A 16,387-nucleotide genomic window follows, 5' to 3' on the forward strand; every position below is an offset into this window, starting at 1 on the left:
ATCCGGCCCGAAAGGGCCCGATCCTCGAACTCTCTGCTAAAGGATCTGGCAAAGCCGCGATGCGACGTGTCGTCATTACAGGTCTCGGTCTCGTTTCACCCCTCGGCTCCGGCTATGAGTCTGCGTGGAAGCGTCTGACGGCGGGTGAAAATGCCGCCAAACACATCGAAGAATTCGACGTGTCCGATCTGTCGTGCCAGGTTGCCTGTCAGGTGCCCAGGGGCGACGGCAGCGACGGCTCGTTCAATCCGAACGATTGGATGGAGCCGAAGGAACAGCGCAAGGTCGATGATTTTATCATCTACGCGATGGGTGCTGCGACACAGGCTCTTCAAGATGCCGGTTGGAAGCCCACCTCCTACGAAGATCAGACCCGCACCGGCGTTCTGATCGGGTCGGGCATCGGCGGTCTACAAGGCATCGAGAAGACCTCGCTCCTGTTCAACGAAAAAGGGCCGCGCCGGGTCAGCCCGTTCTTCATTCCCGGACGCCTGATCAATCTGGCTTCGGGTTATGTCTCCATCGAACACGGACTGAAAGGTCCCAATCATTCGGTGGTGACGGCCTGCTCCACCGGTGCGCACGCGATCGGCGATGCCTCCCGGCTGGTCGCCTTCGGCGACGCGGATGTCATGGTCGCCGGCGGATCGGAATCGCCGGTGTGCCGCCTGTCGCTCGCCGGGTTTGCCGCTTGCCGCGCCCTGTCCACGAATTTCAACGACGCGCCCCAGAAGGCATCCCGTCCCTATGACCGCGACCGCGACGGTTTCGTCATGGGTGAGGGATCCGGTGTGGTCGTGATCGAGGAACTCGAGCACGCCAAGGCGCGCGGCGCGAAGATCTACGCCGAGATCATCGGCTACGGTCTGTCGGGCGATGCCTTCCACATCACGGCTCCGGCCGAGGATGGCGACGGCGCCTATCGCTGCATGACCGCTGCGGTGAAACGGGCGGGCATCGACGTGGCCGATATCGACTATATCAACGCCCACGGCACCTCGACGCCCATGGGCGACGAGATCGAGCTTGGCGCCGTAGAGCGCATGTTCGGAAATGCGGCCGGCAAGGTATCCATGTCGTCGACGAAGTCGGCCACCGGCCATTTGCTCGGGGCTGCGGGTGCCGTCGAGGCGATCTTCTCGGTCCTGGCGATCCGGGACAACCTCGCGCCGCCGACGCTCAATCTCGACAACCCGTCGGTCTCGACGGCAATCGACCTGGTGCCGCACAAGGCGCGGCAGCGCACGATCGATACCGTCCTGTCAAATTCGTTTGGCTTTGGCGGCACCAACGCCTCGTTGGTGATGCGCCGCTACGCCGCCTAGACGGCCGGTCCTTTTGCTTGCCAGGCGAAACACCCTTTCGCCATATTACCCCGGATTGTGGTGCCGTTATCCTTAAGGTTCGCGCTCATCTAGTATGACTTCGTCGCGGAACACCCCTCCACCTGCGCCCCCGCAAGGAACGCGGCGCCGTATTTTCGTCGATCGGAAGACCGGACGGAAATACGTCGAGGATCCGGCCACAGGCCGCAAGGTTCCGTATCAGCCGCCCGGTCAACAACCCGGTCAGCCTCAAGCGGCAACTCCACCACAGCAGCCTCATCCCAAGCCTCCGGTCGCGCCCCGTGCAGCCGCGAACGTGGCGGCGACCAGCCCTGCCGAGGCACTGGTGCCGCAGCGGCCGCCGGAACTGCCGCCTCAGGACGACGAAGACGACAACTCGCATCCGGTCATGCGGTTGTTCGACGGGCTTCTCAATTTCGTTCTGATCGTGGCTGTCTTGGTGGCGTCTTTCTTCTACTTCCTGCGTGTCGAATTCGACCGCCCCGGCCCTCTCCAAGTCTCGACGATCTTCGCGGTGCCGAAGGGGGCCAGCACTACGTCCATTGCGAACCGGCTCACCGAGGAAGGGGTCATCACGGATCGCCGCATCTTCATGGCGGCCATCTTCTATTTCATGCGGCTCAAGGGCGAGGGCACGCTGAAGGCCGGCGAGTACCAGTTCGATAAGCAGGCGACCATGCGCGAGGTGCTCAACACGCTGGTCGACGGAAAATCCGTTCAGTACAGAATCACGTTTCCGGAAGGCTGGACCAGTCAGCAGATCGTCGAGCGGATTTCCGCGAACGAAGAGCTCGACGGCGGCGTGAGCGCCATCCCGCCTGAGGGGTCCTTGCTGCCCGACACCTATAGCTTCGGGACGAAGGACTCGAAGGAGGATATCCTCCAGCGCATGCAAGCCGCGCAGAGCAAGTTTCTGGCCCAGGTTTGGGAAGAGCGCGATCCGGACATCATGGTCAAGACGCCCGAAGAGGCCGTGATCCTGGCCTCCATCGTGGAGAAGGAGACGGGCATCGCCGAGGAGCGTCCGCGCATCGCGGCCGTGTTTAACAATAGGCTGCGCAAGGGTATGCGTCTGCAGTCCGATCCCACCATCATTTACGGCATTTTCGGCGGCTCGGGGAACCGCGATCATCCTATAACCAAGGATGAGCTGAAGCAGGAAAATCCCTACAATACCTATCAAATCGATGGCCTGCCGCCGACGCCGATCGGCAATCCCGGCCGGGCCGCGATCGAGGCGGTTCTGAAACCCGCGAAGACCGATGAGGTCTACTTCGTGGCCGACGGCACCGGCGGCCATATCTTCTCCACGACGCTCGCCGAGCATAATCGGAACGTCGTGAAGTGGCGGAAGATCGAGCGCGAGATCCGCGCGCGGCAAAAGGCCGAGGAGGAGGCCGCCAAATTGGCGGCCGAACGTGGGATGCTCCTGCCGGAAGGCGAAGACGGCCTGACGCCGCCCGGTGGACCTGTCGGGTGGCCGTATCGCAACCCGATCCGATAGCCGTTCGGCGGCGATCGGTCTGACGCGACATCCATGCACGCGCAAACGAGTGAGAACGCGGTAACGCCGGAGCATGCTTCGTGGCCGATTCGGTCCCGACTCGGGTATAAGTCCCGGCTATGCCGGTTCGCTAGGGCGGGCCGCACCGCGTCGGGGAGGGGTGGGCAAGACCAATGACATTGAAAAGCATGACTGGCTTTGCCCGCGCCGACGGGACTCACGGCGACACCAGTTGGTTCTGGGAGATCCGGAGCGTCAATGGCCGTTCGTTGGACCTGCGGTTGCGGCTTCCCCCCGGATTGGAGCGGCTCGAGCCCCAGGTCAGGGCGCGCTGCCAAGAGCAACTGGCGCGGGGCAATTGCACCATGTCGCTCTCGGTGAAGCGCGACGCCGGGCAATTGGAAATCCGGTTAAATGAGGCGGCGCTGGCCGAGGCCTTCGCCGTGGCGGATCAGGCGCAGAAGCAAACTCTTCTCGAACCGGCGAAGCTCGACACGCTTCTCGGCATGCGCGGGGTCGTCGAAGTCGCGGAGCCGGAGGAAAGCGACGAGCAACGGGAGGCGTTCGCCGCCGCGCTGCTCGCGGGGCTGTCCGCCGCTCTCGATCAGCTTGTTGCCGCGCGTGTCGCAGAGGGTGAGCGGCTCACCGAGGTCATTGAAGCGCAGCTCTCGGCCATCGAGTCTCTCGTTGCCCAGGCCAAGGCCATCATGGCGAAGCAGCCGGAGCTGATCGCGACGCGGCTGCGTGAGCAGATTGCCCGATTGGATGAAGCCGGCGCCTCGCTCGATCCCGAGCGCCTGCACCAGGAAGGGCTCCTCTTGGCCGCGAAGGCCGACATACAAGAAGAGCTCGACCGGCTGATCGCTCATGTCGCCGCCGCCCGCGAGCTGATTGCGAGCGGCCAGCCTGCGGGGCGCAAGCTTGAATTCCTGGCGCAGGAGTTCAACCGTGAAGCCAACACCACCTGTTCCAAAGCAGCCGATATCGAGATCAGCAGGATCGGGCTCGAGCTCAAATCCGTCATCGATCAGCTGCGCGAGCAGGTTCAGAACATCGAGTGAGGCGAATAGATGAGCGCTCCCATGGAGACGATCAAACGTCGCGGCCTCATGCTGGTGCTGTCGTCGCCGTCCGGCGCGGGTAAGACGACGATCGCGCGGCGGGTCTTGAACGAGGATCCCGGCATTGCCGCTTCGATCTCGCACACGACGCGCGCGCGGCGCCCCGGAGAAGTCGACGGCAGGGACTACCACTTCATCGACAAGCAGACCTTCACGAAGATGCGGGACGAGAAGGCCTTCCTGGAATGGGCTCTCGTGTTCGACAATTTCTACGGCACCACACGGGCACCCGTGGACGAAGCGTTGGCGGACGGCCGCGACGTGCTGTTCGACGTGGATTGGCAGGGGGCCGACTCGCTTCGCGAGCAAGCCAATGACGATGTCGTCTCGGTGTTCGTCCTGCCGCCGACGGCGGGCGCGCTCGAGGAACGCCTAAAGGCTCGCGCGCAGGATTCGGACGACGTGGTCGCACGCCGCATGGCGGGGGCCAGCAACGAAATCCAGCATTGGACCGCTTACGACTATGTGCTCGTCAATTTCGACGTGGACCAGTCCGTCGCGGCAGTGCATGCGGTGCTGGCGGCGGAGCGTTTGAAGCGCACACGGCTGACCGGCTTGGACGGGTTCGTGCAGGGGCTCCTGACCGAGCTTTAGTCGCTAGCCGGATCCAGCCAGCCGCTATCCCTTTTGAGTGAGCGCATTCGCGATACGGCAAAAGTCGGCGATGTCGAGCGTTTCGGCCCTGGCTTTGGGATCGAGACCAAGCCCCGTCAGAAGGCTCTCAGGATCGGGCGTGACTTGCTTAAGGCTCGCGCGAAGCATTTTGCGCCGCTGTCCGAAGGCGGCGGCCGTCACGCGCTCCAACACACTCACATCACACGAGGGCTCGGGATGCTCCTTCGGCACGAGCTTGACCACGGCCGAGGCGACTTTCGGTTTCGGCGTGAAGGCGTCCGGCGGCAGCGAGAACAGGATGCGCGGATCCGTGCGCCACTGGCACAGAACCGCGAGGCGTCCGTACTCCTTGCCGCCCGGCGCGGCAACGATGCGGTCGGCGACCTCCCGCTGAAACATCAGCACGAGACTGTCGAACCACGGCGGCCACGGACTGCTCTTAAGCCAACCGATCAGAAGGGGTGTGCCGACACTGTAGGGAAGGTTGGCGACGAGGCGCGCAGGGCCGTGGATCGGTAAGGCGCCGTAGTCGACCTCGCGGGCATCGGCGCTCATGATCTCCAGCCGGTCCGGATAGGCCGCGGCGATGTCCTGGAGCGGCGCCAGGCAGCGCTCGTCGCGTTCGATGGCGATAACCTTGGCCGCGCCCTCCATGAGAAGGGCACGGGTCAGGCCGCCGGGACCCGGGCCCACCTCGACTACGGTGACGCCTTCCAACGGCCCTGCGTAGCGCGCGATGCGCCGGGTGAGGTTGAGATCCAGCAGAAAGTTCTGACCGAGGCTCTTCTTTGCCGACAGGCCCGCCGCCCGTATCACCTCCCGCAAGGGCGGCAGACCGTCCGGCGCGGTCATGCGCGAGAACCTGTGCCCTCGGCGGTCATGGCGTCTGCCAGCCGCAGGGCTTCGATGAGGCTTCTCGGGTTGGCTTTGCCGGTGCCGGCGATGTCGAAGGCGGTGCCGTGGTCCGGCGAGGTGCGCACGAAGGGCAGGCCGAGCGTGACGTTGACGCCGTCTTCGAAGGCGAGCGTCTTGAACGGCACCAGGGCCTGATCGTGATACATGCAGATCGCCACGTCGTAGCGCTCGCGAGCCGCTTCATGAAACAGCGTGTCCGCCGGGTAGGGGCCATGGACATCGAGACCCGCGTCTTGCGCCGCGAGGATCGTGCTCGCGATGATGTCGGTCTCCTCGCGGCCGAGACTGCCGTCCTCTCCGGCATGCGGATTGAGGCCGCTCACGGCGATCCTTGGCCGCGCAAGCCCGAAGCGCCGGCGCATGTCTCTGTCCGTGATCGCAATCGTCTTCATCAACAGATCACGCGTCAACGCGGATGGCACATCTTTCAACGGGATGTGGATGGTCACGGGGACGACTTTCAGAATGTCGGACGCGAGCATCATGACGGGATGCGGGGCCTGGCCGTTCGCCGAGGCGAGCGCAGCCAAATATTCCGTATGCCCCGGAAAGGTGAAGCCCGCCTGGTACAGATTCGATTTGGAAATCGGATTGGTCACGACGGCCCGCGCTTCGCCGGACTGAACCATTTCGACGGCTGCTTCGATGGAGGCTGTCACGGCGGCCTGGGATCCGGGCTCGGGCGTACCCGGCTGCACCGGAACCGGTACGGGAATCGGAAGGATCGGCAAGGCGTCGGCGAAGACGTCGACCGCCTCCATGGGGCGCGATACCGTCTCAACCCGTACGGAGAGGCCGAGCTGCTTGGCACGCGCTTCCAGTATGGCTTTGTCGCCGAGATAGACAAAGGGAGGCAGCTGTTCGCGGTGCCGTGCCTCGAAGGCAAGCAACGTAATGTCCGGACCGATGCCGGCTGGGTCGCCGATGGTCAGGGCGAGGGGCTTGGGGACCGAGACTGACATGCGCAATGGCCTAGCATGCCTGGAAGCTTAGGAACATCGTGCGCAGCGCGCGGTCAGCGGTACTCGATGAACGCCTTCTCGCGGAGTTCTACCAGGTATTGCTCCGCCTTCTCTTTGAGCTCCTCATTCATGATTTTCCGCTCGGTTTCGTCGCGGATGTTGAGGTCGCCTGTGGCCGCGGCGGACGCCCCGCCGCAGACGGCATAGAGCTCGACACCGGCACGGCTCACCGTGGGCGGCGTCATCTGCCCTACCTTGGCGTTGCGGACCAGGATGCGCGCGGGAGATCCGAGCGTCGTGGCGTCCTGGACCTTGAGGTTACGGATGGTGGCGCCCTGTACGCCTTTGGCGAGGGTCTGAACGCTGCCGCAGCCCCGAAACTGGGCCCGTAGGTTCTCGGCTTCCGCCACTCTGGCCGCGACGGTCTTTTGGTTGGCGCCATTGGAGAGGGGGAGGCGCAGTTGCTTGATGCCCCCGAAGAAGACCCGCCACCGGTCTCCGCCAAAGCTTCGTCGATCTGAGCGTCGTTCACGTTCACTTCACGGCGGAATTTTTGCTGGACGACGCGCTGCCAGACCATCTGGGCACTGATACGGTTTTTCAAGGTACGGATGTTGACGCCCGAACGTGCCAGAGCCGTCGTCAGACCGGCGGCATCGAGATTGTTCTGGGAGGCCATGCCATCCAGAACCCGGGTCACCTCCGCGTCGCTGGGCGTAATGCCGAGCTTCCGGCCTTCCTGGAGCTGGAGGTGCTCCGTGATCAGCATTTCCGTGGTCTTCTTAGTGAGTTCCGGACCAGGCTGCGCCTTGGCGGTCAGCTGCAGAAATCTCTCTCGCTGTGCGATGTCGTAGTCGGAGATTGGATCGTCGTTGACCAACAGCTTGATCTTCACGTCCTGCGCCTGGGCGCCGAATGCGGCGAGCAGCAACAGCAGCACGCCCGCGGTGGCGGCGAAAACTCGCTTCAGGTTTGACGGTGCAAGGCTCATCGCTGCTAGAGCCCTCCGCTATCGCTGGTGCCGAGTGCACCGGCATCGGCCGAGGCCGTGTACTCGCCGAGGTGCTTCAGGGCGAAGGTGAAGACGAAGCGCTCATCCGGCTCGATATCCTGGTCGCGGATGAACGAACGCTGGTAGGTCACATCGATCTTGAAGCAATCGTCCTGGTACCGAAGGCCGAGACCGTCCGTGATCGTCTGGCTGCCCGCGATGTCGTACCGCAGATTGCCGAGCAGCCACCACTCGTCGGTGATGGCCAGTGCGCCGGCAAGCAGAATTTCCTCGCTGTCGTCCGCGTTCACGACGTTGGTGAGGTTCGGCGTGATGTCGCTCGTCTCGATCGTGCCCGGGACCTTCGCGTAGTTCACCCGCGCCTGAACCGGGCCGTAGTTGAGGCTGGAGCCGAGATCGGTCCGGACCATGTCCAAATTATCCTGATCGAAGCGCGCCTGGCCGGTAAAGGCGAAGCCGCTCACGGTCTGGACATAGACACCCGTAACGTAATCCGAGTTGCTCGTCGACAGGCCGCTGTTCTGGTAGAACGCGTTGTCGAACTCGTTGTCGCCGGCGACCTGGTAGCTTTGACCGAAGACGGCACGAGCGTAACCGCCGCTCGCGAGTTGGGCGGTATAGCCGAAGCCGGCATTGATCCGCGTGCCCGTTTCGATCCGGTCGTAGCCGGAGAACTTGTCGATATCGAACAGGATCGTATCGTCGAACACCAAGCTTAGAGCGTCCTCATTGGGGATCTCCTGCTGGTCCCCGATGGAGTCGGGTCGAGCGATGATCTGCCCAATGGGTTCGATGGTGTGCGTGACCATGCCGGTCGTGGTGACGAACGGATAGCGATACTCAAGACCGGCGACCGCGTTGCCGCGCCAGATCGTGCCGTTGTCCCGGTTGTCGGAAAGCACGCTGTAGGGATCGTCGATCGTGAGATCCTCGGTGCCGCCCAATTCGAGTACACCCGGATTGTCGAGACTATAGACGTCGCCGCGCACGCGTCCGAACGGTGTAAAGACCTGGCCGATGCCGTCGGTGATCTGCCGGCGCCAGTTCGCCTCCATGATGAAGCGGTTCGAGTCCGTACCGTCGGCGCTGGAGAACACCATCGTGTTGCTGTTGAAGCTCAGCTCGCCGCCGAGAACCGGCTTATCGACGATGTAGTCGTAGTCGATGATCGGATAGACAACGGCCTCGGAGAACTCCTCGTCAGTGAACAGCAGGCTCTGCGTGTTGTAGAAGCGCGTCGAGAAATAGTTCCGTCCGCGCAGGCCCTCGAGATAGATCTGAGAGACGCGATCGGTGCGCAAGCGCGAGTCGAGGTTGTAGTAGCGCCGGAACGTCTCGTCGGTTTCGAGCAAGACGTCCCAACCCACAGAGTAGTAGGGGTCGAGCGCGAACACGCCCTTGGTCTTGATGCTGCCGCGGAAGTCGTCGCCATAGGCGGGGCTGCTGTAGTCGTTGACGTTGTCGAAGACGCCTGCGAGCTCGATGTTGAAGCCGCCGTTCGCCGTGCGCTGCCGCCAGTCGCCGAGCAGCAACGTGCCGGCATTCTCCGTCCACATCGGGGCAAAGGTGAAATCGTAGTAGTCGGACAGGGCGAAGTAGTAGGGCACCTGAATCGAGTTGCCGAGCTCGTTCGAGTGGCTGTAGGACGGGATCAGGAAGCCGGACTTGCGTTTGACCGTGGGGTCAGCGGTCTCGAAATAGGGGGCCCAGAGAACCGGCACACCGAAGAGGTCGAAGGTCGCGTTGTTGAACGTGATCTTCGCCTGATCGCGCTTGTGCGTGATCTTGCCGGCGCGGATGCGCCAGGTCGGAGCCTTGTCGGGGTTCTCGCGGCAGATCTTACAAGGCGTGAACATGCCCTTCTGGAACACCGTGACATTCCCGGCCTCGCGCGAAGCCGACTGCGCGGTGATGCGCGTGTCGTCCTGTGTCACGAATCTCAAGGCGTCGACGAAGCCGTCGCGGAAGTCGTCGGTCAGGGTCAGTTCGTTCGCGGTGATGACGGCACCGTCGGGGTCCTTCATCCGGACATTGCCTTCGGCCGCAAGCGTATTGGCGCTGCGGTCATAGACGATGCGATCGGCGAGCAGCGTATAGTCGCCGTAATAGACCTCGACATTGCCGCGCGCGGTGACCCGGGAGTTGTTGTTCTCGTAGATCAACTCGTCCGCCTGCAGCAGCATCGGGTCCGACGACTTCACGTCGGGCGCTTTGACGATCTGCTCGAGGCCTGTTTGCGCCTGCGCATGAGCGCGCTCGTGCGTGGCAAGCAGGACGCCAAGCGTTACCGCAAGCGCCAGGACCGGCAACGCCAACCGTCGCCCATAAGACGCGTCAAGGCCGGGCAGGGCCCGGCGCATCGTTCGGAGGACTGTGAGGTTCACGCGCATCGTCATCCGTCCTCTTTGTACAAGAGCACAGTGAGTGCGAGTGACATTGCGACGATGACCGGAATCCACGCCGCCGCGACCGCGGAGGTGAGGCCCGACATGGCGAAGTTTCGCGAGATCTCGGCGAAGACGAAGAACCCGAATCCGGCGGCCAATCCGAACACGGCGTTGATCTGCACGTTGCCGAACCGGAAGCTCTGCAGCGAGCATGTCGCCGCGATGAGCACCATGGTCACGAGCAAGAACGGTCGCGACAAGAGCAACTGGTACTGCACGCGGTACTGAGTGGCTGGCAATCCGGCACGCTCGGCAATCTCGATGAAGTTCGGAAGATCCCAAAACGATATCGAGTAGACGGTGCCGAGCGTGTCGCGCACCTGTGTCGGGGTCAGATAGGTACTCAGCAGATAGTTTTCGTACAGAACCGGTTCACGGCCCGGGGCACTGACCCAAGCCTCCTCCAGTTCCCAACGGCCGTTCTTCAAGACGGCGCGTTTGGCTTCGATGCGCTCGGTCAGTTCGTGGCTGGGGCTGTACTGGAACACCGAGACGCCGCGCAGTTCGAGTCCTTGGTTGAGGACGCGCAAAGCATGGACGACGGAGGGGCCGTCCGCGCCATCTTCACGCAACCACGCACCGGTACTTCCTGCCGATTGCAGGAAGGAGTCGCCTTTTCCGAACGCCGCCGCATAAAGCCGTTCGGCTTCGCCGCGTGCGGACGCCGCGACCGGGTTGTAGACGGTCACGAATCCGATCCCGAGCAGGAAGGCGACGAGGATGGCAGGAAGGGTGAACTGCCAAACCGAAACGCCGGCGGCCCGCAAGACGACAAGTTCGGAAGTGCGGCTGAGCATCAGGAAGATCACGATCGTCCCGATGAGAACTGCGAAGGGTAGGGTGAGTTCGGAGAACGACGGCAGACGCAACAGCGTGATCCACACCAAAAGAAAACCAGACGCTTCGTTCGAGTATTTTCCCGAGCGCCGTAGAATCTCGATGAAGTCCACGAAGAAGATCAGCACGCAGCAGACTAGGAACATCGCCACCATAGCGGCGAGGAAACGCGCAGAGAAATAGCGCGCGAGCGTTCCACGTGCACTGATGCCTGGCATCTGCGCCTTCACCCCGTCTGTACCCCTCGTGCGGTCCACAACTTTATGTTTTTGGGCTGAAACTTGAGCTCGAAGTTCAGCTTGGACCGCAGTTCTGGCGACATTCTAACGTGCGCCGTCCACGCCGCAATCAGAATCGCCCCGATTGGAATAGCATATACGAGGATCACCGCCCACGCATTCAGCGTGACCAGATTTCCGACTGTTATGCCGGCGACCCTGATGGCGACTGCAAGCCCAAAAACCGTGAGAATCTGCCCCCATCTACTCTCGCGCGTTGTCCGCGCCTGGCCCATCAGCGCAATGGCGAGAAAGATAAAGGCAAGAGGATAGAGCGGCGTTGCCAGTCGTTCATGTAATTCATAGCGCAGAAGCCCATAATCTTTATCTGAGAGCCCGTCTTCTGTAGGCGGATCTATGAGGCTCATGATTGGCATTTGTTTGGGCTCAAGCTTATTTCGCTTGTCTCCGCCTTCTGTAAACTTGGATAGATCGACCATGTTCTGATCGAACGCAATTATCTGAACCGATTTATCTTTGTCCTTGGCGTTGTATCGATGAACGTATCCATCGAACATTATCAAAAAGCTACCTTCGTCATTGCTGAGAATTCGCCCTCTGTCGGCGAGATAGCTCATAACCTGCTTCGAATCTCGCTCGTCGTGGAACAGAAGCCCCTGCAGTTCGCCGTCCTGGGAGCGGCCGCGAATATGGAAGGTCAGACCCCGCTCGGGGCTGGAAAACCGTCCTGGTTGAAGGACTTGCGAGATCAGATCGGCGCGAACCTGCGTGATGAGGTCGCGGAGTGCCCGCATGCAGGCGGGATTGACGAACACGTTCACCAGCAGGATCAGCATGCTCACGATCAGCGCCAGGGCGATGAGGGGCCGGCAGATCCGCCAGACGGTGGCGCCGGCGGCCGTCATGACGATGATCTCGCTGTCGCCGTTCATCCGGTCGAGGGTGTAGAGCGCCGCCATGAGGACGGCATTGGGGGCGATCAGGGTGATGAGGCTCGGCAGGCTGAGCGCCGTCATCTGAAAAAAGATAATCAGGCCCTGACCTTGCGAGGTAATAAGGTCGAGCTGTTTCAACGCTGTAGCCAGCCAGATAATGGCCGTCAGCGTCAGCAGGATGAGGAGAAACGCACTCGTCACCTGCCGAAACATGTATCGGCTAAAGAGCGTCATGAGCCTGAATTTTCGGTGTCCCCTAAACGTCCCAAAACCGAGCCCCGCGAAGATGCCCCCAAATTCACGTCAAGCGGCTGGTTTCTATCGGGAATTTGACCAGTTTAACGTGGCGGAATTTCGGCCATTCCCTATGGGTTGCTTTCGCCCCACGCAACACTTACGAAGGTCGGACGATTTCCTGCCGCTGTTGCATTGTTGCACCACGGGCGCGCGGGCGCCCGCGAAGGCTGTTTCCAGCCGACCGCCGCCTTTCCTGGAGGCGGCGTGACCCACACCGATGGAGTTTGCCTTGACCAAACCGACGACGTTGTCCTTTGCCAGCCCGACCGGCGCCGCCGCCGACGGTATCGCTGTTGTCTTCGCCGAGGAGGGCCCCAAGCTCACGCCGGCCGCGCAGGATCTCGACAAGAAGACCAAGGGTCTGCTGAGACAGGCCGCGAAAATCGCCGGCTTCAAGGGCAAGCAGGGAACGAGTGTCGATGTGCTCGCACCACAAGGCGTCAAGTTCGCGCGGATCGTTCTCGTGGGTCTCGGCAAGCTCAAGGACTACGCGAACGACGACTGGCTCAATTTCGGCGGCGCGGTTCGCGGCAAGCTGACAGGCCGGGAAGGGGATACGGCGCATGTCTATCTCGAGACGGCGAAAGACGACATCACGCCTGAGGACGTCGCGAGCTTCGCGCTTGGGGCGCAGCTCCGGAACTACACGTTCGACAAATACAAATCCAAGAAGCCCACGAAGAACGATGACGACAAATCACTCAAGCGTCTCGTTATCCATTGCGCCGACCCGCGGGCGGCCGGACGGGCCTACACGCCTGAGCGTGCCATCCTCGATGGCGTCAATTTCGCGCGCGATCTCGTCAACGAGCCGGCCAACGTACTGAACCCGGCCGAGTTCGCGGCCCGCGCCAAGACGCTGACCAAGGCCGGCGTGCAAGTCACCGTCCTGAGCGAGGCTCAGATGAAGCGGCTCGGCATGGGCGCGCTTCTGGCCGTTGGGCAGGGCAGTGAGAACACCAGCCATGTCGCGGTGATGCAGTGGAAAGGCGGCGGTCGGCAGGGCGGCGATCCGATCGCGATTGTCGGCAAGGGCGTGACCTTCGATACGGGCGGCATCTCTCTGAAGCCCGCCGCCGGCATGGAGGACATGAAAGGCGACATGGGCGGTGCGGGCTGCGTCGCCGGGCTCATGCTCGCGCTTGCCGAACGCAAGGCGAAGGTCAACGTGGTCGGCGTGATCGGCTTGGTGGAGAACATGCCGAGCGGGACGGCGACGCGCCCCGGCGATGTGGTCGAGTCCATGTCGGGCACCACGATTGAAGTGCTCAACACCGACGCGGAAGGGCGCATGGTCCTGGCCGACTGCCTCTGGTACGCCCAGGAGAAATTCAAGCCGAAGGCCGTCATCAACCTTGCGACGCTCACCGGCGCCGTAATGGTGGCGCTCGGCAAGCTGCATGCGGGTCTCTTCTCGAACAACGACGAACTGTCCGAGCAACTGACCGCCGCGGGTAAGGAGACCGGCGAGACGCTGTGGCGGCTGCCGCTTGGCCCGAAATACGACAAGCTCATCGACTCCAAGGTTGCGGACATCAAGAACACGGGCGGCCGCTGGGGCGGCTCGATCTCTGCCGCGCAATTCCTGCAGCGCTTCATCAAGCCGGATACGCCGTGGGCGCATCTGGACATCGCCGGCACCGCCATGGCGTCGGAGCCGACCGAGGTCAATCGAAGCTGGGGATCGGGCTTCGGCGTGCGTTTGCTCGACCGCTTTATCCGGGATCAGTACGAGCGCCGATAGATCGCTGCACGGGCAGACGGCGGCGCTGTGGAAGCGCCGTCAGCCCACCAAGCCCCATATCCGATATTTTCCATAATATACCTTATGCGAATTCCGGGTATGGGTTGTGGGGATCTCAGGGTGCTCCCCCAAGGCCATGATCTAGCGTCTAAAATTGAACCTACAAGGTTGAGCGCTATGGGATGGAATTCATGACCGGTTCGCGCATCAAACCGGACGACAAGACCTATACGCTGGCCGATCTGCTGGCCGTCATGGCGCGGCTGCGCGACCCTGAAACGGGTTGTCCGTGGGACGTGAAGCAGAGCTTCGAGAGCATCGCGCCCTACACCATCGAGGAAGCCTACGAGGTGGCCGACGCCATCGAGCGTGGCGACATGAATGGTCTGAAGGACGAGCTCGGGGATCTGCTGTTGCAGGTCGTCTACCACGCGCAACTTGCCGACGAGACGGGCGCTTTCGCGTTCGGGGACGTCGCCGATGCCATCACCAGGAAGATGATCCGGCGGCATCCGCACGTGTTCGAGGACCCTACCCGCCGCGATGAGTTCCTAGGCTCGGGCCTGTGGGAACAGATCAAGGCTGAGGAAAAGGCGGGGCGTGGTGAAGCCACGGATGCAACCAGCATCCTCACCGATGTGCCCGTGGGCATGCCGGGGTTGACGCGTGCAGCTAAGCTCCAGAAGCGCGCAGCAGATGTCGGGTTCGATTGGTCTGACGTCGGACTGATTATCGAGAAGGTCGAGGAAGAGCTTGCCGAGTTGAAGGACGCCATCGCCCACAACGAGCCTCAGGAGCGCATCGCGGACGAGTTCGGGGATGTAGCCTTCGTTTTGGCCAACGTGGCCAGACATCTGCAGGTCGATCCGGAATCCGCCTTGCGGGGCACCTGCAACAAGTTCATCCGCCGGTTTCAGCACATCGAGACCGCGCTGGCCGCCGAGGGCCGCACGCCGAAAGATGCAGATCTCGAGGAGATGGAGGCGCTTTGGAACGCGGCCAAGCTTGCGGAGAAAGCCGCGAAACAAGACCAAGACGCTTCCTGCGGGGATTCGGAGTAGGGAGCCCCCTACTCGACCGCGGTCTGCAAGCGCGATGCACCGGCAACACGCGCGAGCTTGTCGCGCTTCTCCGGCGCCACGCGAATACGCAAGGACACAGCGCCCTCTCCAAGATCTGCGCGGCTGATCACTTCGCAGTTTTCGTAGATCCAGTTCGACAGCGCGCCTTCTTGCGGCTGCACCACGATCTCGAGAGTCTGGCGGCGTCGGTTCAGGCGGGTTTCGATTTCGGCGAGCAAGGCGTCGAGGCCCTCACCGCTCACGGCGGAGACCAGGATGGCGCCGTGCCGCGCCGCCTCGTTCCGGGCATGCTCCAGGGTGTCGGGGTCGAGTAGATCGGCCTTGTTCCAGACTTCGAGCACGCGGTCCGGCTCCTCGTCGGCGTTGATCCCGAGATCGGCGAGAACCGCGTTCACGTCCGCGCGCTGGCTCGCCGTCGCGCCGTCTGAAATGTCCCGAACATGGAGGATGAGGTCCGCCTCTTGCACCTCCTCGAGCGTCGCGCGGAACGCGGCCACGAGCGTGGTCGGCAGGTCCGAGATGAAGCCCACCGTGTCGGACAGGACGGATTTCGATCCGTTCGGCAGCTGGAGCGCGCGAATAGTGGGATCGAGCGTGGCGAACAGGATGTCCTGGGCGAGGACCTCGGCGCCGGTCAGCGTGTTGAACAGCGTGGACTTGCCGGCATTGGTGTAGCCCACCAGCGCCACGGCCGGATACGGCACGCGCTGGCGCGACTTCCGGTGCAGCGTCCGCGTTTGGCGCACGTGCTCCAGCTCGTTTTGGATCTTGGTGATGCGCTCGGAAAGCAAGCGCCGGTCGGTTTCGATCTGGGTTTCGCCGGGACCGCCGAGAAAGCCGAAGCCGCCCCGTTGCCGCTCCAGGTGGGTCCAGGAGCGAACCAGCCGGCTCTTCTGATAGACGAGATGGGCCAGCTCGACCTGCAGGCGCCCTTCCCGCGTCCTGGCGCGTTCGCCGAAGATCTCCAGGATCAACCCGGTCCGGTCGAGCACCTTTGCCTGCCAGGCCGTTTCGAGATTGCGCTGCTGCACGGGTGTCAGTGGATGGTCGACAATGACAAGCTCGGCTTCTTCCATGCGGACGAGCCCTGCGAGCTCTTCGACCTTGCCGGATCCGAACAGGGTCGCGGGCTTCGGCTGCGGTACGGGAACGACGCCGCTGGCGCGAATGTCGAGATCGATGGCAGCCGCGAGACCGACGGCTTCTTCGAGCCGGGCTTGCGGGGTCCGGTCCGGGGCCTCGGCACCTGCGCCGAGAGACCTTTCGCGCCGGGGCCGGCCTGCCCTCGCGTCGAGGATTGGCGCGAAGACAACCGCACGCACGCGGTGATC

The 16,387-nt window shown here is 62.7% G+C and carries 13 protein-coding genes and 1 pseudogene; 6 read left to right on the forward strand and 8 right to left on the reverse strand.

What is annotated here, in order from left to right; genetic code table 11:
* The first annotated feature begins 59 nt into the window (after positions 1–59).
* The 4 genes from fabF (at position 60) to gmk (ending at position 4,565) form a co-directional block, all read left to right on the forward strand.
* Positions 60–1,325: a beta-ketoacyl-ACP synthase II gene (fabF, locus tag DCY11_RS14955; RefSeq protein ID WP_108683875.1), complete on the forward strand. Its 1,266-nt coding sequence runs from the start codon at positions 60–62 to the stop codon at positions 1,323–1,325.
* 316 nt (positions 1,326–1,641) lie between these two features.
* Positions 1,642–2,850 carry an endolytic transglycosylase MltG gene (gene mltG / locus DCY11_RS14960; protein ID WP_159080062.1) on the forward strand — a complete coding sequence of 403 codons (1,209 nt, stop codon included), beginning with the start codon at positions 1,642–1,644 and terminating at the stop codon, positions 2,848–2,850.
* A 173-nt stretch (positions 2,851–3,023) separates the two neighbouring features.
* Entirely contained in the window at positions 3,024–3,911 is an 888-nt protein-coding gene (locus DCY11_RS14965) for a YicC/YloC family endoribonuclease (RefSeq protein WP_108683536.1), read from the forward strand.
* 9 nt (positions 3,912–3,920) lie between these two features.
* Positions 3,921–4,565 carry a guanylate kinase gene (gene gmk, locus DCY11_RS14970; protein ID WP_108683537.1) on the forward strand — a complete coding sequence of 215 codons (645 nt, stop codon included), beginning with the start codon at positions 3,921–3,923 and terminating at the stop codon, positions 4,563–4,565.
* 24 nt (positions 4,566–4,589) lie between these two features.
* On the opposite strand, the gene rsmA is transcribed toward gmk, so the two are convergent.
* The 7 genes and pseudogenes from rsmA to lptF form a co-directional block, all read right to left on the reverse strand.
* Positions 4,590–5,438: a 16S rRNA (adenine(1518)-N(6)/adenine(1519)-N(6))-dimethyltransferase RsmA gene (rsmA, locus tag DCY11_RS14975; protein WP_108683538.1), complete on the reverse strand. Its 849-nt coding sequence runs from the start codon at positions 5,436–5,438 to the stop codon at positions 4,590–4,592.
* A complete protein-coding gene (gene pdxA / locus DCY11_RS14980; RefSeq protein WP_108683539.1) occupies positions 5,435–6,463 on the reverse strand; it encodes a 4-hydroxythreonine-4-phosphate dehydrogenase PdxA in 1,029 nt (342 codons plus the stop codon). The genes rsmA and pdxA overlap by 4 nt, the downstream gene beginning before the upstream one ends.
* Positions 6,464–6,516: 53 nt before the next feature.
* Positions 6,517–6,873, reverse strand: coding sequence for a hypothetical protein (locus tag DCY11_RS16015; RefSeq protein ID WP_245409394.1), 357 nt, complete (start codon positions 6,871–6,873; stop codon positions 6,517–6,519).
* Between the two features lie 212 nt (positions 6,874–7,085).
* Positions 7,086–7,454 (reverse strand): annotated as a pseudogene (locus DCY11_RS16230) (hypothetical protein); the annotation flags it as partial.
* Between the two features lie 5 nt (positions 7,455–7,459).
* Complete coding sequence (locus tag DCY11_RS14995; protein WP_371515049.1) at positions 7,460–9,658, reverse strand: LPS-assembly protein LptD; 2,199 nt, start codon at positions 9,656–9,658, stop codon at positions 7,460–7,462.
* A 209-nt stretch (positions 9,659–9,867) separates the two neighbouring features.
* Positions 9,868–10,977, reverse strand: a complete 1,110-nt coding sequence (lptG, locus tag DCY11_RS15000; RefSeq protein WP_108683876.1) for an LPS export ABC transporter permease LptG — start codon at positions 10,975–10,977, stop codon at positions 9,868–9,870.
* A gap of 8 nt (positions 10,978–10,985) precedes the next feature.
* Positions 10,986–12,167: an LPS export ABC transporter permease LptF gene (gene lptF / locus DCY11_RS15005; RefSeq protein ID WP_069444763.1), complete on the reverse strand. Its 1,182-nt coding sequence runs from the start codon at positions 12,165–12,167 to the stop codon at positions 10,986–10,988.
* A gap of 280 nt (positions 12,168–12,447) precedes the next feature.
* Between lptF and DCY11_RS15010 the strand changes: the two genes are divergently transcribed.
* Positions 12,448–13,974 carry a leucyl aminopeptidase gene (locus tag DCY11_RS15010; RefSeq protein ID WP_108683543.1) on the forward strand — a complete coding sequence of 509 codons (1,527 nt, stop codon included), beginning with the start codon at positions 12,448–12,450 and terminating at the stop codon, positions 13,972–13,974.
* A gap of 191 nt (positions 13,975–14,165) precedes the next feature.
* On the forward strand, positions 14,166–15,035 hold the full coding sequence (mazG, locus tag DCY11_RS15015) for a nucleoside triphosphate pyrophosphohydrolase (protein WP_108683877.1): 870 nt from the start codon (positions 14,166–14,168) through the stop codon (positions 15,033–15,035).
* Positions 15,036–15,043: 8 nt separating this feature from the next.
* Here mazG and hflX read toward each other — a convergent pair whose 3' ends face one another.
* On the reverse strand, positions 15,044–16,378 hold the full coding sequence (gene hflX, locus DCY11_RS15020; RefSeq protein ID WP_108683544.1) for a GTPase HflX: 1,335 nt from the start codon (positions 16,376–16,378) through the stop codon (positions 15,044–15,046).
* Positions 16,379–16,387: the final 9 nt, after the last annotated feature.

The sequence above is a fragment of the Methyloceanibacter sp. wino2 genome (assembly GCF_003071365.1).
In the GTDB taxonomy this organism is placed as follows: domain Bacteria; phylum Pseudomonadota; class Alphaproteobacteria; order Rhizobiales; family Methyloligellaceae; genus Methyloceanibacter.